The organism is Pseudomonas sp. SWRI81, from assembly GCF_014268545.1.
GTDB lineage: Bacteria > Pseudomonadota > Gammaproteobacteria > Pseudomonadales > Pseudomonadaceae > Aquipseudomonas > Aquipseudomonas hamedanensis.
Genome location: NZ_JABWQS010000017.1, coordinates 55,187 through 76,723 on the forward strand (window position 1 = coordinate 55,187; position 21,537 = coordinate 76,723).

The window sequence follows — 21,537 nt, forward strand, 5'->3', positions numbered from 1 at the left end:
AAGACCTTCAGTGGATAGGGTGTTATGTCCGGAAAAGCGCAACAGCAGTCTCGTATTATTGAGTTGATCAAACTGGGTCGTGAGCAGAAGTATCTGACTTACGCCGAGGTCAACGACCACCTGCCCGAGGATATTTCAGATCCTGAGCAGGTGGAAGACATCATCCGCATGATTAACGACATGGGGATCCCCGTACACGAGAGTGCTCCGGATGCGGACGCCCTTATGTTGGCCGACGCCGATACCGACGAGGCCGCTGCGGAAGAAGCAGCCGCTGCGTTGGCGGCGGTGGAGACCGATATTGGTCGCACCACTGACCCGGTGCGCATGTACATGCGTGAAATGGGTACGGTCGAGCTTCTGACCCGTGAAGGCGAAATCGAAATCGCCAAGCGGATCGAAGAAGGCATTCGTGAAGTGATGAGCGCAATTGCGCACTTCCCTGGCACGGTTGACCACATTCTCTCCGAGTACACCCGCGTCACCACCGAAGGTGGTCGCCTGTCCGACGTCCTCAGCGGTTATATCGACCCGGACGACGGCATCGCGCCGCCTGCCGAAGTGCCGCCGCCTGTCGAAGCGAAAGTCGCTAAAGCCGACGACGAAACCGACGACGAAGAAGCCGAAGCATCTTCCGATGACGAAGAAGAAGCCGAAAGCGGTCCGGACCCGGTCATCGCTGCCCAGCGCTTCGGCGCTGTGGCCGACCAGATGGAAATCACCCGCAAGGCCCTGAAAAAGCACGGTCGTCACAACAAGGCAGCGGTTGCCGAGTTGCTGGCCCTGGCCGAGCTGTTCATGCCGATCAAGCTGGTGCCGAAGCAATTCGAAGCCCTGGTCGAGCGTGTGCGCAGTGCCCTGGATCGTCTGCGTCAGCAAGAGCGCGCGATCATGCAGCTGTGCGTACGTGATGCACGTATGCCACGCGCCGATTTCCTGCGTCAGTTCCCGGGCAATGAAGTCGACGAAAGCTGGTCCGACGCCCTGGCCAAAGGCAAGAGCAAGTACGCCGAAGCCATCGGTCGCGTGCAGCCGGACATCATCCGTTGCCAGCAGAAACTGATCGCGCTGGAAACCGAGACCGGCCTGACCATCGCAGAAATCAAGGACATCAACCGTCGCATGTCGATCGGTGAGGCCAAGGCCCGCCGCGCGAAGAAAGAGATGGTTGAAGCCAACCTGCGTCTGGTGATCTCGATCGCCAAGAAGTACACCAACCGCGGCCTGCAGTTCCTCGACCTGATTCAGGAAGGCAACATCGGCCTGATGAAAGCGGTGGACAAGTTCGAATACCGTCGTGGTTACAAGTTCTCGACTTATGCCACCTGGTGGATCCGTCAGGCGATCACTCGCTCGATCGCCGACCAGGCCCGCACCATCCGTATTCCGGTGCACATGATCGAGACGATCAACAAGCTCAACCGTATTTCCCGGCAGATGTTGCAGGAAATGGGTCGCGAACCGACCCCGGAAGAGCTGGGCGAGCGCATGGAAATGCCTGAGGACAAGATCCGCAAGGTACTGAAGATCGCCAAAGAGCCGATCTCCATGGAAACCCCGATTGGTGATGACGAAGACTCCCATCTGGGCGACTTCATCGAAGACTCGACCATGCAGTCGCCAATCGATGTCGCCACGGTGGAAAGTCTGAAAGAAGCGACTCGCGAAGTGCTGTCCGGCCTCACTGCCCGTGAAGCCAAGGTACTGCGCATGCGTTTCGGTATCGACATGAACACCGACCACACACTCGAAGAAGTGGGCAAACAGTTTGACGTAACGCGTGAGCGGATCCGTCAGATCGAAGCCAAGGCGCTGCGCAAGCTGCGCCACCCGACGCGAAGCGAGCATCTGCGCTCCTTCCTCGACGAGTGATACCAGAACCCCCGGCCCAGGCCGGGGGTTTTGTTTTGTGGCAGATTAAATACCGCGCACCACCCTCCCCGCCGTTACCCCGTCTACACTCGAAACAACCCTCCAAAAGCCATAACGAGAGCGTTATGCACAGACTGGCGCCTGCGCTTTTTCTGCTGTCATTGATGATCTGGACCGCAACGGCTGACGCGCTGACTCTGACCGATGAAGAACGCAGCTGGCTGGCGGCCCATCCTGACCTGCGCCTGGGTGTGGACGCGTCGTGGCCGCCGTTTGAGTTCCGTGATGACCAGAATCGCTATCAAGGCCTGGCCGCCGACTACATAGACGTGATCCGCGAACGCCTGGCGATCAGGCTCACCCCTATCGAACCGGTGAGCTGGACGGTGGTGCTGGAGCAGGTCAAGAAAGGCAAGATCGACTTGCTGCCCGGCATCATGTCCACCCCGGAGCGCCAGAACTACCTGGCGTTTACCCGCCCCTATCTCGACTTTCCGATCGTCATCCTTGCCCATGTCGGCGGGGCACAGCCGCGCAAACTCGATGATCTGTACGGTTTGAAAATTGCCGTGGTGGAAAACTACGCACCCCACGAATTGCTGCGCACGCACCATCCGGATCTGAATCTGGTAGCGATGCCCAACGTCAGCTCGGCCTTGCAGGCACTGGCCACCGACGAAGTGGACGCTGTCGTCGGCGACCTTGCCTCCAGCGTCTGGAGCCTGCGCCAGCTCAAGCTCGACGGGCTGTACGTCAGCGGCGAAACCCCGTATCGCTATCAACTGGCGATGGCCGTGCCCCGCGACAACAAAGTGCTGGTGGGGATTCTCGACAAAGTTCTCGCCGACATGACCCCCGCCGAAATCAGCAGTATTCAGGAGCACTGGGTCGGCAATGTCCTCGACCACCGTACGTTCTGGTCGGATCTATTGATTTATGGCCTGCCGGGTCTGTTGCTGCTGATGACCATCCTTGCCGTGGTGATTCGCATCAACCGTCGTCTGAGCTCGGAAATAACCCGACGCATCGACCTCGAACAGGAATTGCGCAGCAGCGAGTATCACTATCGCGGCCTGGTCGAGAGCCTCTCGGCCATCGCCTGGGAAGCGCGCATGAGCGACTTCACTTACAGCTATGTTTCGCCCCACGCAGAAAATCTGCTTGGTTATCCACAATCCCATTGGCTGATTCCGGGCTTCTGGCACAACATCATCCACCCGGCCGACCTGACCCGCACACAGAATTACTGCAAGCAAGCCTTGAGCGAGGGGCGCGATCATATCGTTGATTATCGCGTCATCACTGCCGACGGCCGCTGCCTGTGGGTGCGTGACATCGTCAGCCTGATCGAGCATGGTCACGAGCCGGTGATGCGCGGGCTGATGATCGACATCAGCGAAATCAAGCGCACGGAGGAGGCTCTGCGACTGTCGGAGCAGAAGTTCGCTTCGGTCTTCCAGCAATGTCCGGATATTCTGGTCATCGCGCGTTTGTCCGACGGCTGTTTGCTGGAGGTCAACGAGGCCTTCGAAGAGCAGATCGGCCTCACGGCTGAGCAAGTGGTAGGCCAAACCGCCACCAACCTGAATATCTGGGGGATTCCCGGTGTCGGGCCGGGGCTGTTGCAACGCTTGCAGGCGGGCAGCATCCGCAATCTGGAAATGCCCTTTCGCCGTAACAACGGCCAATTGTTCACCGGGCTGATTTCCGCCGAGCCATTCGACCTCGACACCACGCCGGCGCTAGTGGTTGTGGTGCGCGACATCAGCCAACTCAAGGAAACCCAGCAACAGCTGCAAACCTCCGAAGAGAAGTTCGCCAAGGCCTTCCACGCGTCACCGGACGGCTTGCTGCTGTCGCGCCAGAGTGACGGCCTGCTGCTTGAGGTCAACGAAGGTTTCAGTCGCATCACCGGGTTCAACAGCGCCATGTCGGTAGATCGCTCGACGCTTGACCTGGGCATCTGGGTCAACCTCAACGAACGCAAACAGATGCTCGACCTGCTGCAGCGCGACGGTTTCGTTCGAGACTTCAGTTGCCATATCCGCCGCAGCGACGGGCAGATTCGCCTGTGCGAAGTGTCCAGTCGCCCGCTGCCGATCGGCGACGAAGACTGCATGCTGACCATCGCTCGCGATATCACTGAACGCCATTTGATGCAGGAAAAACTGCAACAGGCCGCCACCGTGTTCGAGAGCACCGCCGAAGGCGTGCTGATTACCGACACCCAGCAACACATCAGCGCGGTCAACCGGGCGTTTACCGAAATTACCGGCTACAGCGAAAGCGAAGCGCTTGGACATACACCCCGCCTGCTCGCCTCAGGCCTGCATGACAGCGCGTTTTACGCTGCGATGTGGCATCAATTGACCGACGAGGGTCACTGGCAGGGCGAGATTTCCAACCGGCGCAAGAACGGCGAGTTGTACCCGAGCTGGCTGACCATCAGCGCCGTGCGCAACCGTGACAAGTTCATCACTCACTTTGTCGCGGTGTTCGCCGACATCTCCAGCCTCAAACATGCCCAGGCCAGGCTCGACTATCAGGCCCACCATGACCCGCTCACCGGCCTGCCGAACCGTACGCTGTTTGAAAGCCGCTTGTTGGCGGCACTGAACAGTCAACAGGAAAACGGCAGCCTGGGTGCCGTGCTGTTTCTGGATCTGGACCGCTTCAAGCACATCAACGACAGCCTTGGCCATCCGGTCGGCGACCTGCTGCTCAAAGGCATCGCGGTGCGCTTGAAAGAACAACTGCGCGACATCGACACGGTCGCGCGACTGGGCGGCGACGAATTCATCATCCTGCTGCCCGGCCTGCAACAGGCCAGCGATGCCGACAACATCGCGACCAAACTGCTCAACTGCTTCAGCGCGCCGTTCCAGGCTGGTGAACATGAGTTTTTCATCAGCGCCAGTATCGGCACCAGCCTCTATCCTCGCGATGGCTGCGATGTCGCTACCTTGGTGAAGAACGCCGATGCGGCGATGTACCGCTCCAAAGCCAAGGGCCGTAACCGCGTCGAAAGCTACACCCGCGACCTCACCGCCCAAGCCAGTGAACGCGTCGCCCTGGAACACGAACTGCGCCGGGCAATCGAGCGTGATGAACTGTTCCTCTATTACCAGCCAAAAATCAGCCTCATCGACCACCGTCTGGTCGGCGCCGAAGCCTTGATCCGCTGGCGGCATCCAACGTTCGGCGAGGTCCCGCCGGAGCACTTCATTGCGTTGGCCGAAGAAAACGGCATGATCCTGCAGATCGGCGACTGGGTCCTTGAGACCGCGTGCCGGCAAATGTTCGAGTGGAACCAGGTCTACGACAGTCTCGGCCCGCTCTCGGTAAATCTCGCCGGTGCGCAATTGCGCCAGCCGAACTTGCTCGGGCGCATCGAGCAACTGCTCAGCGACAACCGCCTGCAGCCGGAATTACTGCAACTGGAAATTACCGAGAATTTCATCATGAGTCAGGCCGAAGAGGCACTGGCGGTCCTGCATCAACTCAAACGCCTCGGCGTACAACTGGCAATCGACGACTTCGGCACCGGCTACTCTTCGTTGAGTTACCTCAAGCGCCTGCCCCTGGACATCCTCAAAATCGACCAGTCTTTCGTCCGCGGCCTGCCCGACGACCCCCACGACGCAGCGATTGTGCGCGCCATCATTGCGCTGGGACGGAGCATGCAATTCACCATTATTGCCGAAGGCGTCGAAACCCAGGCGCAACAGCAATTCCTCGCCACTGAGGGCTGTGAACAGATCCAGGGCTACATCGTCAGCCTGCCGCTACCACCGGACGAATTCGCCGCAACGTTTCTGCAAGTAACCGTATCGGATTTTTCGGATAGCACAGCCGCGAAACCGTCGCTATAATCCGCGGCCTACTGAGGGCCTATAGCTCAGTTGGTTAGAGCAGAGGACTCATAATCCTTTGGTCCACGGTTCAAGTCCGTGTGGGCCCACCAAATTAAAAGCCGCGCTGAATGCGCGGTTTTTTTTTGGCGTTTAATTTCTCAGTCTTGCTAATCGCGACGCTCGGAAGACAGCTGCGATATCTGTAGGAAGATTCTGAAGTGATGTTTCTGGCACGTTTGCAGCGTTGTTAGGTTCTCCTGCGAGCTAGTAATCTCCGGACGCCATCGCCGCCCAGGATTGTTTCCATGCTCACAAATGCTGCTCCAACAACAAAGGAAGCAGCCGGCCAAGCAACCTGGACCGATCTTGCTTTACCCGACTTGCGAACGCTCTCGAAAGAACTTCGATCAGCCGCAATCGAGGAAATAAAGAGGGCTGACGATGCAGCGGGTGCCTTGGGAATACTCCTTGAATACTTCGGATTCATTGATGAATCAATCATGGCCGTCACCATCCTGACGCCTATTGGAAACGTTGCGGTTGCGAGAGAAAAACTGGCCCACATCGTTGAGAAACGCCCGGATTCCCGCGAGCGCTATGTTCGACACGCTATCGATACCTTAACGGGCCCCTTTGAAATATGGAGAATTCGTTACGATAACGGCGGACATCGAATGGCATTCATCAATGCCTATGAGGCCAAAAACGACATGCTTGTGGTTGTGGACACTCGCAATGGACACGTTTTATGGAATTTCATGCACGCTCCGGCGAGAGCGATGAACAGGCATCGAAAAGGCGTGCTTTTGTATAGGCGGTACATTCTTACGGACAAAAAAAGGGCAGCCATCGGGCCGCCCATAACATCTAAATCCCGATATTTGCATCCCCAGGAAATGGGATGAAGAGGTCTCACCTGACACCGATGTTGCAGCATCGCTGAGGTACCTACGTCTGCTATCGCCCTGCAAGGCAACAGATTTCGCGCTCTTGTTGGCATTCTTGGGAAACAGGGCAGACAAGTCAAATCAATTGTCAGAACATTTGTTTCAGCGGAGCCACACGTAGCCACTTTGTTATCGCTCAAAAGCCTATCGTCGTTTGCCTGTAAAGTGCGCCCCGTTCCGACCCAACGCTTATGGAGCTTCCCTTGCCTGACACCCGCCCCCCCATCCTCGACGAAATCGACCGCCAGTTGATCGCCGCTCTGCAGATCAATGCCCGCGAAAGCGTGGCCATGCTCGCTCGGCAACTGGGGATTGCTCGCACCACCGTCACTTCGCGTCTGGCACGCCTGGAAAAAGCCAAAGTGATTACCGGTTACGGCGTACGCCTCGGTCAGCGCGTGGTCGACGGCGGCCTGCAGGCATACGTCGGGATCAAGGTGCAGCCGCGCTCTGGCAAGGAAGTGCTGCGCCGTTTGAGTGCGATGGCGCAGGTGCAACAGCTCTGTGCGGTGAGTGGCGAGTTTGATTATGTGGCTTGGCTACGTACGGATTCGCCAGAACAGCTCGATCAGTTGCTGGACCAGATTGGCAGTGTCGATGGGGTGGAGAAAACCACGACTTCGATTATTTTAAGTAGCAAGATTGATCGGGGACAGCCGGTTTAAGATATTGGCAGGACTCCCGGGTGGGTGACAGGACCTCTTCGCGAGCAGGCTCGCGCCTACAATCTGGTCGGTGTGCAGTCAGCGATCGTCAAATTGAATGATTGATCGGCAAAACGACGACACTTTGCGTCTTATTAACGTGTTCTAGCCTCCCTAGAATGGCTGGCATCTTTTCCTATACTCAGACGCGAATCCTGCGTCGGGTCGCCAGTAAGGTCAGCCAATGAACAAGAACAATCGCCATCCTGCAGACGGCAAGAAACCAATCACGATTTTCGGTCCGGACTTTCCGTTCGCGTTTGACGACTGGATCGAGCACCCCGCCGGCCTGGGCAGTATTCCTGAGCATAACCATGGCGCCGAAGTGGCAATTGTCGGCGCGGGCATTGCCGGTCTGGTGGCTGCGTATGAACTGATGAAACTCGGTTTGAAGCCGGTGGTGTACGAGGCATCGAAGCTCGGCGGCCGTCTGCGCTCGCAAGCCTTCAACGGTACCGACGCCATCGTCGCGGAACTCGGCGGCATGCGTTTCCCGGTGTCTTCCACGGCGTTCTATCACTACGTCGACAAGCTCGGTCTGGAAACCAAACCTTTCCCGAACCCGCTGACGGGTGCCTCAGGCAGCACCGTGATCGACCTGGAAGGCGAAACCTATTACGCAGAAAGCCTGAAGGATCTTCCAGCATTGTTTCAGGAAGTGGCAGACGCTTGGGCGGATGCGCTGGAGGCCGGTTCGCAGTTCTCCGACATCCAGCAAGCCATTCGCGATCGCGATGTGCCGCGCCTGAAAGAGTTGTGGAACAAGCTTGTGCCGCTGTGGGACGACCGGACCTTTTACGACTTTGTCGCCACCTCGAAAGCCTTCGCCAAATTGTCGTTCCAGCACCGTGAAGTGTTCGGCCAGGTCGGTTTCGGCACCGGCGGCTGGGATTCTGACTTTCCCAACTCCATGCTGGAAATTTTCCGCGTAGTGATGACCAACTGCGATGATCACCAACACCTGGTGGTCGGCGGCGTCGAGCAGGTCCCACAAGGCATCTGGCGCCATGTGCCGGAGCGCTGCGTGCATTGGCCCGCGGGCACCAGTCTGAAATCCCTGCACCGTGGCGCACCGCGTTCCGGTGTGAAAAAAATTGCCCATGCCCCGGGTGGCCGCTTCGCCGTTACCGACAACAACGGTGACACCCGCGAATACGCCGCCGTGCTGACCACCTGCCAGAGCTGGCTGCTGACCACGCAGATCGAATGCGACGAAAGCCTGTTCTCGCAGAAGATGTGGATGGCTCTCGACCGCACGCGCTACATGCAGTCGTCGAAGACTTTCGTGATGGTCGATCGGCCATTCTGGAAGGACAAGGACCCCGAGACCGGCCGCGACCTGATGAGCATGACCCTCACCGATCGCCTGACCCGTGGCACCTACCTGTTCGACAACGGCGACGACAAGCCGGGCGTGATTTGCCTGTCCTATTCATGGATGAGCGACGCGTTGAAAATGCTCCCGCATCCGGTGGAAAAACGCGTTGAGCTGGCGTTGAACGCGTTGAAAAAGATCTACCCGAAAGTCGACATCGCCGCACGCATCATCGGCGATCCGATCACCGTGTCATGGGAGGCCGATCCGTATTTCCTCGGTGCCTTCAAAGGCGCGCTGCCGGGCCATTACCGCTACAACCAGCGCATGTACGCGCACTTCATGCAGGACGAGATGCCGGCCGAGCAGCGCGGGATTTTCATCGCCGGCGACGATGTGTCGTGGACGCCGGCGTGGGTCGAAGGCGCGGTGCAGACTTCGCTCAATGCGGTGTGGGGAATCATGAACCACTTCGGCGGGTCCACACATAAAGAGAACCCCGGCCCGGGTGATGTGTTCAAAGACATCGGCCCTATCGCCCTGCCCGAGTAAGAGGAATCCCTGATGCGCGTAGCCGTTTACCAATGTCCGCCGCTACCACTCGACCCCGTCGCCAACCTGCATCGCCTGCATCAAGTGGCGATGGAGGCCAAAGGCGCTGATCTGCTGGTGCTGCCGGAGATGTTCATGACCGGCTACAACATCGGCGCCGAAGCGGTCAGCACCCTGGCCGAGGTCTACAACGGTGAATGGGCGCAGCAGATCGGCCGGATCGCCAAGGCTGCCGGCTTGGCGATCGTTTACGGTTACCCCGAGCGCACCGCTGACGGGCAGATTTACAACGCTGTGCAACTGATCGACGCGCACGGCGAGCGCCTGTGCAATTACCGCAAATCGCATCTGTTCGGCGACCTCGACCGGTCTATGTTCAGCCCTGGCGATGCGGAGTTGCCGGTGGTTGAACTGAACGGCTGGAAGCTCGGATTCCTGATCTGCTACGACCTGGAATTTCCGGAAAACACTCGTCGTCTGGCCTTGGCCGGCGCCGAGCTGATTGTGGTGCCGACAGCAAACATGATTCCGTTCGACTTTGTCGCCGATGTCACCGTGCGTGCCCGCGCCTTCGAAAACCAGTGCTATGTGGCTTACGCCAATTACTGCGGGCATGAAGGCGATATTCAGTACTGCGGGCAAAGCAGCCTCGCCGCGCCGGACGGCAGCCGTATCGCTCTGGCAGGTCTGGACGAAGCGTTGATCGTTGGCGAACTGGACCGACAACTGATGAACGATTCACGCCAGGCCAACCGCTATCTCAGCGATCGCCGTCCAGAGCTTTACGGCGCGCTCAACCGGCGCTAATCCGCTAGCATGGGCACTTCACTGTTCTGGAAGTGCCCATGCCTGCGCCGACTCACCCCCGCCCCCAAATTGAAACCCTGGCCAACGGCCTGCGCGTGACCCTGCGCCATGTGCCGGGCCTCAAGCGCAGTGCCGCCGCATTGCGGGTGGCCGCTGGCAGTCACGACGTGTCGCTGGCATGGCCGGGGCTGGCGCATTTTCTTGAGCACTTGCTGTTCCTCGGCACCGAGCGTTTTCCCACAGACGAAGGGCTGATGGCCTACGTGCAACGTCACGGCGGGCAGGTGAATGCCAGCACCCGCGAACGCACCACGGATTTTTTCTTCGAGTTGCCTGTGTCGTCCTTCAGCGCGGGGCTCGAGCGTCTGTCAGACATGCTCGCCCGGCCACGTATGAATCTGGACGATCAACTGCGTGAACGGGAAGTGCTGCAGGCCGAATTCGTCGCCTGGTCGCAGGATCCGACAGCGCAACAGCAGTTTGCCTTGTATGAAGGTCTACCAGCGGAGCATCCGTTGCGCGGTTTTCATGCGGGCAATCGGGACAGCTTGCAGGTCGAATCGCCTGGGTTTCAGTCGGCGCTGAAAGATGTCCATCAGCGGTTTTATCGAACCGGGCAAATGAGCCTCAGTCTGGTCGGTCCGCAGAGTATTGATGAATTGCGGGAGTTGGCGCGGCAATTCGCAGCGGTGTTGCCGGTTGGGGATAAAGTGGCCCAGGCCGCACCGCCACCGCTGACGGTGAAAAGTTATCAACAGGTTGGCGCTCACGCGAACCTGTTATTCGCTTTCGAGGCTTTGCCCCAGTCATCCGCCGAGGCGATGGCCTTTCTCTGCCATTGGTTGAACAGCGCCAAAACCGGTGGATTGCTCGCGCATTTGCGCCAGCAAAAACTGGCCGATGGTTTGAAAGCCACGCCGCTCTACCAGTTTGCCGGGCAAGCGCTGCTGCATCTTCAATTCCATGCCGACGGCGAGCACTTGAACGCCATTCACGAACAGCTGCTGGATTGGCTGAGCTTCTTCGCCCGTCAGGACTGGACGCCGTTGCGCGAGGAATACGCCGCCCTGCTTCAGCGCCAGCAGCAAGTCCGCGGCGCGTTGCAACTGGCGCGAATCGACGTCGAGCAGCATGCATTCGGCCTGTCCGAATCGGCTGCCGCCGCGCTTGAGCGCATCCTGCGGGAAATCGGCGTTGTGGATAACTTCAGCGATCAGTGGCACCTGCCCGCAGCCAATCCTTTCTTGCGCGCCAGTGAACCGCTGGCCAACGCCGGGCTGATTCGCGGCCAGACCAGCGCCCACCGTGGCCTGCGCACCTTCGCCCAGGATCGCTCGCGCAGCCGTCGCGAACGGTCTCCTATGCAGTTCAGCCAGACGCTGCCGGACTGCGGCGATGAAGGCGCGATTTATCTTCGTTGGCAGGTCGAGGCGGCAGCCAGCGTCGATCTGCGTTCAAGATTACAGCGCAGTCTGCAGCAAACCCGGCAAGACGCGTCCGAAGCCGGCGTGGAGTTGTCTTTCAGCGCCGCAGGTAACCAATGGCTGCTGAAGATGACCGGACTTCAGGAACCGATGCCTAGCATCCTTGAGCATGCGCTGAAATGTCTGACGATGATCGAAGCCGTTTCGCCGCGCGATGAGCTACAGATACCGTCGATGCCGATCCGCCAACTACTCGAAGCGTTGCCGGAAAAATGCCTGCCCACGATTGAAACCAGCGATGACGCCAATCAGCTGTGGACAACTTCGCGCTGGGACGGCCTCGCTCTAGGGCTAAATCAACAGACCCAGTCAGCCATGGATCTGGCGCTGAGCCGCATTCCCGGCACGCCGGACACTCAGCTACCGGTGACACCGATCACCCAAGGCCAGTACCAATGGAGCCAGATCAACACGGCCTCCAGCGAACACGCCTTGCTGCTGATCTGCCCGACTGCCAGCCGCGACATCGCTGATGAAGCAGCATGGCGCCTTCTGGCTCAGTTGTGCCAGACGCCTTTTTATCAGCGCCTGCGTGCCGAACTGCAATTGGGTTACGCCGTATTCAGCGCCCTGCGCCAGTTGTACGGCAAGACTGCGATTGTCTTTGGCGTGCAATCGCCGACGACTGCGGCGGGCAAGTTGCTCGAATACACTCAGGAGTTTTTCAACGGCATTCCCGCGTTGATCGAAACGCTCGATGAAGCAAGCCTCAAGCAGCAGCGCCAAAGCCTCGCCGATCAGTTCGACGACGCCACGTTTTCCACTAAGGATGCTGCCGACTTGCTGTGGCAGGGCAAACTCGCTGGCCATTCGTCGGATTACTGTGAGCAGTTGGTCGCGGCGATCCAGCAGCTGAATCGCCAGGCTTTGCTCGATGCTGCGCAACGTCTGATCAATGCCGAGGGCGGTTGGCATTGCCTGGCCAATGAATCGATGCCGGACGCGCCGTGGCAAGCGGCAAACTGATCATTACCGAGGCCGCAAAGAGCTTTCTCAAAGATTCAGGGGTCATCGCGCTGAAATTTTGAGTAACATAGCCGCCTAACTAATTGGAACATCGTCGCGCTGCCGTGGACTATACCTATGGATAGCGCTATCCCAACCCACAGAAGGAGACACCTCATGGCCTGGACCAAACCTGCTTACACCGACCTGCGTATCGGCTTCGAAGTCACCATGTACTTCGCCAGCCGCTGAGTTCTGCTTACGTAGAATTGCAGTGCAACGCCTCGGCTCGCCGGGGCGTTTTATTTTCCGCGTTGAAATGATGGAGCGTTCATGTTCGTCCAGATTCTGGGTTCGGCCGCCGGTGGCGGTTTTCCGCAGTGGAACTGCAACTGCGTCAACTGCGCAGGCTTTCGCGACGGCAGCCTGAATGCCAAGGCCCGCACCCAATCGTCCATCGCCCTTTCCGATGACGGTGTGAACTGGGTGCTGTGCAACGCCTCGCCGGACATCCGCGCGCAACTGCAAAGCTTTGCCCCGATGCAACCGGGCCGCGCCCTGCGTGACACCGGCATCAGCGCGATCATCCTGATGGACAGCCAGATCGACCACACCACCGGCCTGCTCAGTCTGCGCGAAGGCTGCCCGCATCAGGTCTGGTGCACAGACATGGTCCACGAAGACCTGAGCACCGGTTTCCCCCTGTTCAAGATGCTTACGCACTGGAACGGCGGTTTGAACTGGAACCGTATCGAACTCGATCAGAGCTTCACCGTCGCAGCCTGCCCGAACCTGCGCTTCACTCCACTGCCATTGCGCAGCGCCGCACCGCCGTATTCGCCGCACCGTTTCGATCCACATCCGGGTGACAACATCGGTTTGATCGTCGAAGACCTCAACACAGGTGGCAAGCTGTTCTACGCGCCGGGCCTGGGCAAAGTCGATGCGCCACTGCTGGAAATCATGGCGGGCAGCGATTGCCTGTTGGTCGACGGCACGCTGTGGGACGACGACGAAATGCAGCGCCGTGGCGTCGGCACCCGCACCGGTCGCGAAATGGGCCACCTGGCGCAGAACGGCCCCGGCGGCATGCTCGAAGTGCTGGAGCAATTGCCTGAACAGCGCAAGGTGCTTATCCACATCAACAACACCAACCCGATTCTTGACGAGGATTCGCCGGAGCGTGCGGAGCTGGCTCGGCGTAATGTTGAGGTGGCGTTTGATGGCATGAGTATTGTGCTGTAGCGCATGACCCCTTCGCGAGCAGGCTCGCTCCCACAGGGGTTTTGTGTACGCCGCAGACCCAATGTGGGAGCGAGCTTGCTCGCGAAAGCGCCCGACCAGACTCCACAGAATCCAATGGTTGTTCAGGAGAACAAACATGCCCGACACGCCAATGTCCCCCGCCGAATTCGAAGCGGCCCTGCGCGCCAAAGGCGCCTATTACCACATCTACCACCCCTACCACGTGGCGATGTACGAAGGCCGGGCGACCCGCGAGCAGATTCAGGGCTGGGTCGCCAACCGTTTTTACTACCAGGTGAACATCCCTCTGAAAGACGCGGCGATCCTCGCCAACTGCCCGGATCGGGAAATCCGCCGCGAGTGGATTCAGCGCCTGCTCGACCACGACGGCGCGCCCGGTGAAGACGGCGGCATCGAAGCCTGGCTGCGTCTGGGCCAGGCTGTCGGCCTCGATCCAGATCAATTGCGCTCGCAAGAGCTGGTGCTGCCCGGCGTGCGTTTCGCCGTCGATGCCTACGTCAACTTCGCCCGCCGCGCCAGTTGGCAGGAAGCCGCCAGCAGCTCGCTGACCGAGCTGTTCGCGCCGCAGATCCACCAATCGCGCCTCGACAGTTGGCCGCAGCATTACCCGTGGATCGACCCGGCCGGCTACGAATATTTCCGCACCCGCCTCGGTCAGGCGCGCCGTGACGTCGAGCATGGTCTGGCGATCACGCTGGAACACTACAAGACCCGCGAAGGCCAGGAGCGCATGCTGGAAATTCTACAGTTCAAACTGGACATTCTTTGGAGCATGCTCGACGCCATGAGCATGGCCTACGAACTGAACCGTCCGCCGTATCACAGCGTGACCGAACAACGGGTCTGGCATAAAGGAATCACCTTATGAGTTTCGACCGCACCTGGACACCGAAATGGCGCCCCGGCTACCGGTTTCAGTACGAACCGGCGCAGAAAGGCCATGTGCTGTTGTATCCGGAGGGCATGATCAAACTGAACGACAGCGCCGCGCTGATCGGTGGCTTGATTGATGGCGAACGCGATGTTGCCGCAGTCATCGCCAAGCTCGAAGAGCAGTTCCCCGACGTGCCTGAGCTTGGTGATGACATCGAGCAATTCATGGAGGTTGCCCGTGCAGAGCACTGGATCACCCTTGACTGATCTGCCGGCAAAACCTGAAGTCGGCCTGCCGCTGTGGCTGCTCGCCGAGCTGACTTACCGCTGCCCGCTGCAATGCCCGTACTGCTCCAATCCACTGGATTTCGCCGAGCAAGGCAAAGAGCTGAGCACCGAGCAGTGGATCAAGGTCTTTCGCGAAGCGCGGGAAATGGGCGCCGCGCAACTGGGCTTTTCCGGTGGCGAACCGTTGGTGCGCCAGGACCTCGCCGAGCTGATTCGCGAAGCACGGCAGTTGGGTTTCTACACTAACCTGATCACCTCCGGCATTGGTCTGACCGAGCAGAAAATCAGCGTTTTCAAAAAGGCCGGGCTCGATCACATTCAGATCAGCTTCCAGGCCAGTGACGAGCAAGTGAACAACCTGCTCGCCGGTTCGAAAAAAGCCTTCGCGCAGAAGCTGGAAATGGCCCGGGCGGTAAAGGCCCACGGCTATCCGATGGTGCTGAACTTCGTCACCCATCGGCACAACATTGACAAGATCGACCGCATCATCGAGCTGTGCATTGCGCTGGAAGCCGACTTCGTCGAACTCGCCACCTGCCAGTTCTACGGCTGGGCGCAGCTCAATCGGGTCGGCTTGTTGCCGACCCAGGAACAATTGGTCCGCGCCGAACGCATCACCAACGAATACCGGGCGAAACTGGAAGCCGAAGGGCATCCGTGCAAGCTGATTTTCGTCACTCCGGACTACTACGAAGAACGCCCGAAAGCCTGCATGAACGGCTGGGGCAGTATTTTCCTGACCGTGACCCCGGACGGCACCGCCCTGCCCTGCCATGGCGCCCGTCAGTTGCCGGTGCAATTTCCCAACGTGCGCGATCACAGCATGCAACACATCTGGTACGACTCGTTCGGCTTCAACCGCTTTCGCGGTTACGACTGGATGCCCGAACCGTGCCGGTCCTGCGATGAAAAAGAGCAGGACTTCGGCGGCTGCCGCTGCCAGGCCTTCATGCTCACCGGCGATGCCAGCAATGCCGACCCGGTGTGCAGCAAGTCGGAACATCACGGCGTGATCCTCAAGGCCCGCGAAGAAGCCGAGCACGCCACTCAAACCATTGAACAACTGGCCTTTCGCAATGAACGAAACTCGCGCCTCATCGCCAAGGGCTGAGCCTTTCAGCGCCGCCCAAGCCGTCGCCGCCGGGACCGACTTCGCCGAATTGCAGCTCGGCGCCCACGGCTTGTTCTGGAATGAATATCGCCCCGAAGATGCGGCCTGTCGCATCTGGCATTGGCGCGACGGCGTGGCGAAACGTCTGACACCCGATGGTTTCAGCGTACGCAGCCGTGTGTACGAATACGGCGGTGGAGCGTTTTGTCTGACGCCTGACGGTGTGGTTTTCGTCAATGAAGCGGATCAACAGCTGTATCGGCAGACGCTGGAGAGTGAGCCGCAAGCGCTGACTTCGGCTGATTGCCGTTATGGCGATCTGCATTTCGCCAATGGTCGGATCCTGGCGGTCGAGGAGCAGCAGGATCAGCATCGCCTGGTGGCAATCGATCTGGTGAGCGGCGCACGGCAGGTCCTGGCCGAGGGCGCCGATTTTTATGCGGCGCCGACGCTCAGCCCGGATGGCCAGCGTCTGGCGTGGGTCGAGTGGAGCCGGCCGCATCAGCCGTGGACCTCGACACGCCTGATGATCGCTGACGGTGATTTTTCCGTGCCTCGCTGTGTCGCCGGCGACCAGATGGAAGAGTCGATCCAGCAGCCGCGTTTTGACGCCCATGGCCGTTTGTATTGCCTGACTGATCGTGGCGGATTCTGGCAACCGTGGGGCGAAACGTGCGACGGACTGCAAGCGCTGTCCAGTGCCACAGCCGATCATGCGCCCGCGCCGTGGCAACTGGGCGGCTGCACCTGGTTACCTGTCGGCGATCGCGTGTTAGCCAGTTGGAGCGAAGGCGGCTTTGGCCGTTTGGCTCTCGGCAATCAAGACTTCACCGGCGATTACAGCCGCTTCCGTCATCTGGCGCTGGATGAGCAGTTTATCTACTGCATTGCCGCGTCACCGCTCAGCCCTTCTGCGGTGATTGCCATTGATCGAGCGACGGGCGCAGTGAACGTTTTGGCGGGTGGCGTGGCTCCATTGCCCGACGAACGCATCAGCCACCCGCAAACCTTGCGCTATCCCAGCGGTTCGGGTGAGGCGCACGGCTTCTTTTATCCGACCATGAGCGATGAGCCAAAACCGCCGCTGGTGGTGTTCATCCACGGCGGCCCGACGTCGGCCTGCTACCCGATACTCGATCCGCGCATTCAGTACTGGACACAACGTGGCTTCGCCGTCGCCGACCTCAACTATCGCGGCAGCAGCGGTTATGGCCGCGAATACCGCCGAGCGTTGCACCTGCGCTGGGGCGAGGTGGATGTCGAGGATGCTTGCGCGGTGGTCGGCTACCTGGCCGAACAGGGTCTGATCGACGGCAACTGCGCGTTTATTCGTGGTGGCAGCGCAGGCGGCTATACGACTTTGTGCGCACTGGCGTTCAGGCAGGTTTTCCGCGCAGGCGCCAGCCTCTACGGCGTCAGCGACCCGGTCACATTGGCCCGGGCCACGCACAAGTTCGAAGGCGATTACCTGGACTGGCTGATCGGCGATCCCGGGCAGGACGCCGAACGCTACGCCGCCCGCACTCCGCTGTTGCATGCGAACAACATTCGCGTGCCGGTGATTTTCTTTCAAGGTGAGCTGGATGCCGTGGTCGTGCCACAACAGACCCGCGACATGGTTGCGGCGCTGGAGCAAAACGGTATTGGTGTCGAGGCGCATTACTACCCCGACGAACGCCACGGCTTTCGCCGCGCGACCAATCAGGCGCATGCGCTGGAACAGGAGTGGACATTTTATCGGCGGGTAATGGGATCAGAGCTTGCTCAGAACTAGCGGTGCCTCATTCGCAAGCAGGCTCGCTCCCACATAGGACTTATGTACAACACAGATCCAGTGTGGGAGCGAGCCTGCTCGCGAAAGCTATCTAATAGACGCTACCGGACTCAACGCTTGGCGATGATATACACCGCATGCACGATGCCCGGAATGTAGCCACACAACGTCAGCAGAATGTTCAACCAGAATGCCCCGCCAAACCCGACCTGCAAAAACACGCCCAGTGGCGGCAACAGAATAGCGATGATGATGCGAATGAAATCCATGGGGCAGCTCCTGAATGGGGGTTGGCTCGCCTGAGCCATACAAGCTAATCGACCAGCGCCGTTCGTCAGGGTTCACTGCAATAGCTGCACCCGACTCAAGCCAGAATTTTCAGTCCATGTTTCTGCACGATGCTCAGCAACTTCAGAGCCATTCCGCTGGGATGTTTGTCACCCGACTCCCATTGTTTTACTGTCGATGCACTGGTGTTCAGATACCGTGCAAACACCGGTTGGCTGACTTTGTTGCGCTCGCGGAGTGCCTTTATTTCCTCGGCCGGGATCGCTGCAGGTACCGATGCCAGACAGGACTCATCGAACTCCCGCATCGTTGCCTTGCTAATGGCTCCGACAGCGAGTAACGCACCGGCTGATTCGTGTATCGATTCAAAGACTTCACTTTTGAATTTCTTGCTCATGAAATATCTCCACAAATTCCTTCATCGCCAACAAATCTCCGATTTGCTCTTCGGTCAGTTGCGCATAGGCCTTCGCCAACTTACGTAAATCCCTTAATTCAATTGGGGTGATATTGCTCTGATCCTGTTTGGCGAACAGTACCTGATAGATCCAATAATGCCCGCCCTTTGCCAAGACAATCGAACGGTGACGGTTAGCATTCAAACGCTTCTTCCACACGCCCCCGCCAAGATCGTCCGCTTGCCCCTGAAGCATCTGGAGAAACGCTCCTTGCAACTCCTCGTCGGTAATCCATGCCCTGCCGGCCTGTAAGGCAAAACGTTTGGTCTTGAACAGCCTGAATGACATAGGTATCCCTTCCAAAAACATACCACCTAGTGGTACATATCGCAAAACAGCTTTTCGTCAATTTCGAGTGGGCCGCGCCCGCATCCTTTGCTGGCGTTTTCTAAAAGACCATTCGCGTCAAAATCTCTCAAGCTCTAAATCCCATCTGCAAAACCCGGCCACAAAAAAACGCCCCACGCCAAAAGAATCAGGCGTGGGGCGTGCGTTATACCGCGAGACGGTTCTTTCAGTTCGGCAGTGCTTGCCCGCTCAGACGGCTATCCCCTTGCGGCATTGCAGCTGTGCCGTGCGTACGCGGGAAAAAGCGCGACCCAACCGCAGAAGCATTTCATCGATGTTGGCTTTGCTGACGGTAAGGGCCGGAGTGAAGCGCAGGCAGTCGGCTTGCGCGGCGTTGAGTATCAGGCCTTCGTGCAGCGCGGCGTGAACGACGGCGTCGGCGCAGTTTTCGGACAGGGTCAGCCCATAAAACAGGCCTTGGCCGCGCAATTCGCCATGGCCGTAGCGCTGCGCCAATCGCGCCAAACCCGCGCGCAGATGCTCGCCGTTGTCATTGATCTGCTGGAGGAAGCTACGGTCGTGCACGCTGTCGAGTACCACCAGGCCGGCCGCGGTCATCAGTGCGTTGCCGTGATGCGTGCCGCCCAGTTCGCCGACGGCGAAGCAACAGGCCTTGCCGCGGGCCAACAGTGCCGCCAACGGCACACCGCCGCCCAAGCCTTTGCCAAGCACGACGATATCGGCGCGTACGCCATAGGACTGCTCGGCGAGCAGGGTGCCGCAACGCCCGATGCCGGTCTGCACTTCGTCGAGTATCAACAGAATGCCTAACTCGCGACACAGTCGCTCGACGCCTTTGAGATAGTGCTCGGTCGCCGGTACAACGCCGGCATCGCTCTGGATCGGCTCAAGCATGATCGCTACGGTCTGCGCATCGACCGCCGCATGCAGTGCTGGCAAGTCGTTGAAGGGTACCGGATCGAAACCCGGTAGCAACGGCGCAAAACGATTGTGCAGATTGTCGCTGTCCGATGCCGAGAGCGTCGCCAGGCTGCGCCCATGGCAACCTTGCTTCGCGACGATGATGCGCGAGGCACCGCCGCGGTGCAGTTGCCCCCATTTGCGCGCCAGTTTGATCGCGGCTTCACAGGCTTCGCTGCCGCTGTTGAGCAGATACGCCTGATCGCTGGCGGTGCTGGCGCACAGGCGTTCGGCCAGGCTGAGCATGCCGCGATTGTGCAGATTGAAACCGGGATTGATCAGCGCCTGAGCCTGGCTGGCGATCGCCTTGACCAGTGCCGAAGGGCTATGGCCAAGGCTGTTCGCGCCGCCGGCCTGGGAAAAATCCAGATAGGCGCGGTCTTGACTGTCCCACAGCCAGGAGCCCTGCCCGCGAACGAAGACCTGTCGGGGACGTTCGACGCTGGGCATCAGCCGCTCGGCGCTCAGCGTATCGCTGTCTGCCGATTGAGCAACCTCGCTGGCGAGGTCATCAAGACTCGGCGCCTGACGCCGCAAACTGAACAGATTCATGGATAAAAACCTCGCTTGAGGTTTTTTGAACTGCCTATGCAAAGACTCGGTATGCGAACGCTATTCATCGCGCTTTCTGGCCCTGTAAGCCTTACGAATGCGGTTAGACTAGGCTCACGGGCGGCTTCAGGCCATTTCGATTTCCCAGCATTTTCGATAAGCATTACTTATGGACTTCAAGCAACTGCGTTATTTCGTCGCGGTCTACGAGGAAGGTCATGTCGGCCGCGCCGCAGAACGCCTGTCGATCTCGCAACCGGCGCTGTCACAGCAGATCCGCCAACTCGAACAAAACCTCGACGTCAGCCTGTTCGAACGCAGCAGCAAGCGCCTCTTGCCGACCCTCGCCGCGCACACGTTGTACAACCACGCGTTGCCACTGCTTGATGGCTTGCAGCGAGCGCGCGAGGCGTTGGGCAATTTCAAGGGGCAGGCACTGCGCACGTTGGCGATCGGTGTGCTGCAAACGGTGCACACCAGCCTCGTGCCGCAGATGCTCGAACGTGTGCGCAAGGCGCAGCCGCATCTGGTGGTGCAGATCTATGAACTGACCGGGCTGGAGATCGAGCGGCGTTTGCTCAACGGTTCACTGGACATCGGCATCAGCTATCTGCCGCCGCGCCAACCGGGTCTGCATGGCGTGCAGCTCTACGAAGACGAGCTGACACTCGTCATCCCGGCAGATCATCCTTTGCGCGAATTCAAGAAAGTCTCGATGCGTCAGGCGGCGGAACTGCCGATGTTGTTGCTGGGTGAAGAATTCCAGATCCGTCAGATCTGGCAGGCGCAACTGAGCAGCCTCGGGCGTCGCCCGCAAGTGCAGGCAGAGCTGAACAATATGCTGGGGATTCTCGACAGTTTGCCTCACACCAAACTGGCGACCGTGCTGCCGGGACGCTCGCAAAAGGAGTACGACGATCAGGCCCTGCTGTGGAAACCGCTGAGCGAGCCACGGGTGCCGCTGCAAGTCGGCCTGGTGTGCCGCGACGTACAACGCCAGCAGGCCTCGTTGGCGCTGCTGCGCACGTTGCTCGAAGAAGTGATGGAGCGCGAAGTGAAGCCGGCGCTTGATCCACGGGTCTGAACACTTTTTCCAGACAAAAGAAAACCCCGCCGAAGCGGGGCTTTGCAGACTGTTTCCCTGACATCCATTTCACTCCGCCACCCTGGCAGAATCC

The 21,537-nt window shown here is 59.2% G+C and carries 18 protein-coding genes and 1 tRNA gene; 15 read left to right on the forward strand and 4 right to left on the reverse strand.

The window, feature by feature from the left end:
* Positions 1–24 precede the first annotated feature (24 nt).
* From rpoD to HU765_RS13315, 14 genes are all read left to right on the forward strand, one after another.
* Positions 25–1,872 (forward strand): RNA polymerase sigma factor RpoD, encoded by a 1,848-nt coding sequence (rpoD, locus tag HU765_RS13250; protein ID WP_186621013.1) that lies wholly within the window; start codon positions 25–27, stop codon positions 1,870–1,872.
* A 125-nt stretch (positions 1,873–1,997) separates the two neighbouring features.
* Positions 1,998–5,744: a bifunctional diguanylate cyclase/phosphodiesterase gene (locus HU765_RS13255; RefSeq protein WP_186621015.1), complete on the forward strand. Its 3,747-nt coding sequence runs from the start codon at positions 1,998–2,000 to the stop codon at positions 5,742–5,744.
* Between the two features lie 15 nt (positions 5,745–5,759).
* A tRNA-Ile gene (locus HU765_RS13260) sits at positions 5,760–5,836 on the forward strand.
* Between the two features lie 195 nt (positions 5,837–6,031).
* Entirely contained in the window at positions 6,032–6,631 is a 600-nt protein-coding gene (locus HU765_RS13265) for a PBECR2 nuclease fold domain-containing protein (protein ID WP_186621017.1), read from the forward strand.
* A 245-nt stretch (positions 6,632–6,876) separates the two neighbouring features.
* Positions 6,877–7,338 (forward strand): Lrp/AsnC family transcriptional regulator, encoded by a 462-nt coding sequence (locus tag HU765_RS13270; RefSeq protein ID WP_186550886.1) that lies wholly within the window; start codon positions 6,877–6,879, stop codon positions 7,336–7,338.
* 223 nt (positions 7,339–7,561) lie between these two features.
* Entirely contained in the window at positions 7,562–9,244 is a 1,683-nt protein-coding gene (locus tag HU765_RS13275) for an NAD(P)/FAD-dependent oxidoreductase (RefSeq protein ID WP_186621019.1), read from the forward strand.
* 12 nt (positions 9,245–9,256) lie between these two features.
* The gene (locus HU765_RS13280; protein WP_186621021.1) at positions 9,257–10,051 is read left to right on the forward strand and encodes a carbon-nitrogen hydrolase family protein; all 795 of its coding nucleotides are present in this window, start codon (positions 9,257–9,259) and stop codon (positions 10,049–10,051) included.
* Positions 10,052–10,089: 38 nt separating this feature from the next.
* Positions 10,090–12,501, forward strand: coding sequence for a pyrroloquinoline quinone biosynthesis protein PqqF (gene pqqF, locus HU765_RS13285; RefSeq protein WP_186621023.1), 2,412 nt, complete (start codon positions 10,090–10,092; stop codon positions 12,499–12,501).
* A 156-nt stretch (positions 12,502–12,657) separates the two neighbouring features.
* On the forward strand, positions 12,658–12,732 hold the full coding sequence (pqqA, locus tag HU765_RS13290; RefSeq protein ID WP_003444522.1) for a pyrroloquinoline quinone precursor peptide PqqA: 75 nt from the start codon (positions 12,658–12,660) through the stop codon (positions 12,730–12,732).
* An 81-nt stretch (positions 12,733–12,813) separates the two neighbouring features.
* A complete protein-coding gene (pqqB, locus tag HU765_RS13295) occupies positions 12,814–13,725 on the forward strand; it encodes a pyrroloquinoline quinone biosynthesis protein PqqB (protein ID WP_186621025.1) in 912 nt (303 codons plus the stop codon).
* Between the two features lie 136 nt (positions 13,726–13,861).
* Complete coding sequence (gene pqqC / locus HU765_RS13300) at positions 13,862–14,614, forward strand: pyrroloquinoline-quinone synthase PqqC (RefSeq protein WP_186621027.1); 753 nt, start codon at positions 13,862–13,864, stop codon at positions 14,612–14,614.
* Positions 14,611–14,886, forward strand: coding sequence for a pyrroloquinoline quinone biosynthesis peptide chaperone PqqD (gene pqqD / locus HU765_RS13305; protein ID WP_186550876.1), 276 nt, complete (start codon positions 14,611–14,613; stop codon positions 14,884–14,886). The genes pqqC and pqqD overlap by 4 nt, the downstream gene beginning before the upstream one ends.
* A complete protein-coding gene (gene pqqE, locus HU765_RS13310) occupies positions 14,858–16,018 on the forward strand; it encodes a pyrroloquinoline quinone biosynthesis protein PqqE (protein WP_186621029.1) in 1,161 nt (386 codons plus the stop codon). The genes pqqD and pqqE overlap by 29 nt, the downstream gene beginning before the upstream one ends.
* The gene (locus HU765_RS13315) at positions 15,984–17,792 is read left to right on the forward strand and encodes a S9 family peptidase (RefSeq protein ID WP_186621030.1); all 1,809 of its coding nucleotides are present in this window, start codon (positions 15,984–15,986) and stop codon (positions 17,790–17,792) included. The genes pqqE and HU765_RS13315 overlap by 35 nt, the downstream gene beginning before the upstream one ends.
* A gap of 110 nt (positions 17,793–17,902) precedes the next feature.
* Here the strand turns inward: HU765_RS13315 and HU765_RS13320 are convergent, their stop codons facing one another.
* The 4 genes from HU765_RS13320 to HU765_RS13335 all read right to left on the reverse strand — a co-directional run bounded on the left by HU765_RS13320 (position 17,903) and on the right by HU765_RS13335 (position 20,359).
* Complete coding sequence (locus HU765_RS13320; protein WP_003228885.1) at positions 17,903–18,061, reverse strand: YqaE/Pmp3 family membrane protein; 159 nt, start codon at positions 18,059–18,061, stop codon at positions 17,903–17,905.
* A gap of 95 nt (positions 18,062–18,156) precedes the next feature.
* Complete coding sequence (locus HU765_RS13325) at positions 18,157–18,477, reverse strand: DNA-binding transcriptional regulator (RefSeq protein WP_186621031.1); 321 nt, start codon at positions 18,475–18,477, stop codon at positions 18,157–18,159.
* On the reverse strand, positions 18,455–18,826 hold the full coding sequence (locus tag HU765_RS13330) for a type II toxin-antitoxin system RelE/ParE family toxin (RefSeq protein ID WP_186621032.1): 372 nt from the start codon (positions 18,824–18,826) through the stop codon (positions 18,455–18,457). Before HU765_RS13330 ends, HU765_RS13325 begins: the two co-directional genes overlap by 23 nt.
* Positions 18,827–19,075: 249 nt before the next feature.
* Complete coding sequence (locus HU765_RS13335; RefSeq protein WP_186621033.1) at positions 19,076–20,359, reverse strand: aminotransferase class III-fold pyridoxal phosphate-dependent enzyme; 1,284 nt, start codon at positions 20,357–20,359, stop codon at positions 19,076–19,078.
* Between the two features lie 169 nt (positions 20,360–20,528).
* Between HU765_RS13335 and HU765_RS13340 the strand changes: the two genes are divergently transcribed.
* Positions 20,529–21,443, forward strand: coding sequence for a LysR family transcriptional regulator (locus tag HU765_RS13340; protein WP_186621034.1), 915 nt, complete (start codon positions 20,529–20,531; stop codon positions 21,441–21,443).
* Positions 21,444–21,537: the final 94 nt, after the last annotated feature.

Bases quoted from the DNA above. Each gene is read 5' to 3' on its own strand.
- rpoD (WP_186621013.1), top strand. From the start codon at position 25: ATGTCCGGAAAAGCGCAACAGCAGTCTCGTATTATTGAGTTGATCAAA.
- HU765_RS13255 (WP_186621015.1), top strand. From the start codon at position 1,998: ATGCACAGACTGGCGCCTGCGCTTTTTCTGCTGTCATTGATGATCTGG.
- HU765_RS13265 (WP_186621017.1), top strand. From the start codon at position 6,032: ATGCTCACAAATGCTGCTCCAACAACAAAGGAAGCAGCCGGCCAAGCA.
- HU765_RS13275 (WP_186621019.1), top strand. From the start codon at position 7,562: ATGAACAAGAACAATCGCCATCCTGCAGACGGCAAGAAACCAATCACG.
- HU765_RS13280 (WP_186621021.1), top strand. From the start codon at position 9,257: ATGCGCGTAGCCGTTTACCAATGTCCGCCGCTACCACTCGACCCCGTC.
- pqqF (WP_186621023.1), top strand. From the start codon at position 10,090: ATGCCTGCGCCGACTCACCCCCGCCCCCAAATTGAAACCCTGGCCAAC.
- pqqB (WP_186621025.1), top strand. From the start codon at position 12,814: ATGTTCGTCCAGATTCTGGGTTCGGCCGCCGGTGGCGGTTTTCCGCAG.
- pqqC (WP_186621027.1), top strand. From the start codon at position 13,862: ATGCCCGACACGCCAATGTCCCCCGCCGAATTCGAAGCGGCCCTGCGC.
- pqqD (WP_186550876.1), top strand. From the start codon at position 14,611: ATGAGTTTCGACCGCACCTGGACACCGAAATGGCGCCCCGGCTACCGG.
- HU765_RS13315 (WP_186621030.1), top strand. From the start codon at position 15,984: ATGAACGAAACTCGCGCCTCATCGCCAAGGGCTGAGCCTTTCAGCGCC.
- HU765_RS13320 (WP_003228885.1), bottom strand. From the start codon at position 18,061: ATGGATTTCATTCGCATCATCATCGCTATTCTGTTGCCGCCACTGGGC.
- HU765_RS13325 (WP_186621031.1), bottom strand. From the start codon at position 18,477: ATGAGCAAGAAATTCAAAAGTGAAGTCTTTGAATCGATACACGAATCA.
- HU765_RS13330 (WP_186621032.1), bottom strand. From the start codon at position 18,826: ATGTCATTCAGGCTGTTCAAGACCAAACGTTTTGCCTTACAGGCCGGC.
- HU765_RS13335 (WP_186621033.1), bottom strand. From the start codon at position 20,359: ATGAATCTGTTCAGTTTGCGGCGTCAGGCGCCGAGTCTTGATGACCTC.
- HU765_RS13340 (WP_186621034.1), top strand. From the start codon at position 20,529: ATGGACTTCAAGCAACTGCGTTATTTCGTCGCGGTCTACGAGGAAGGT.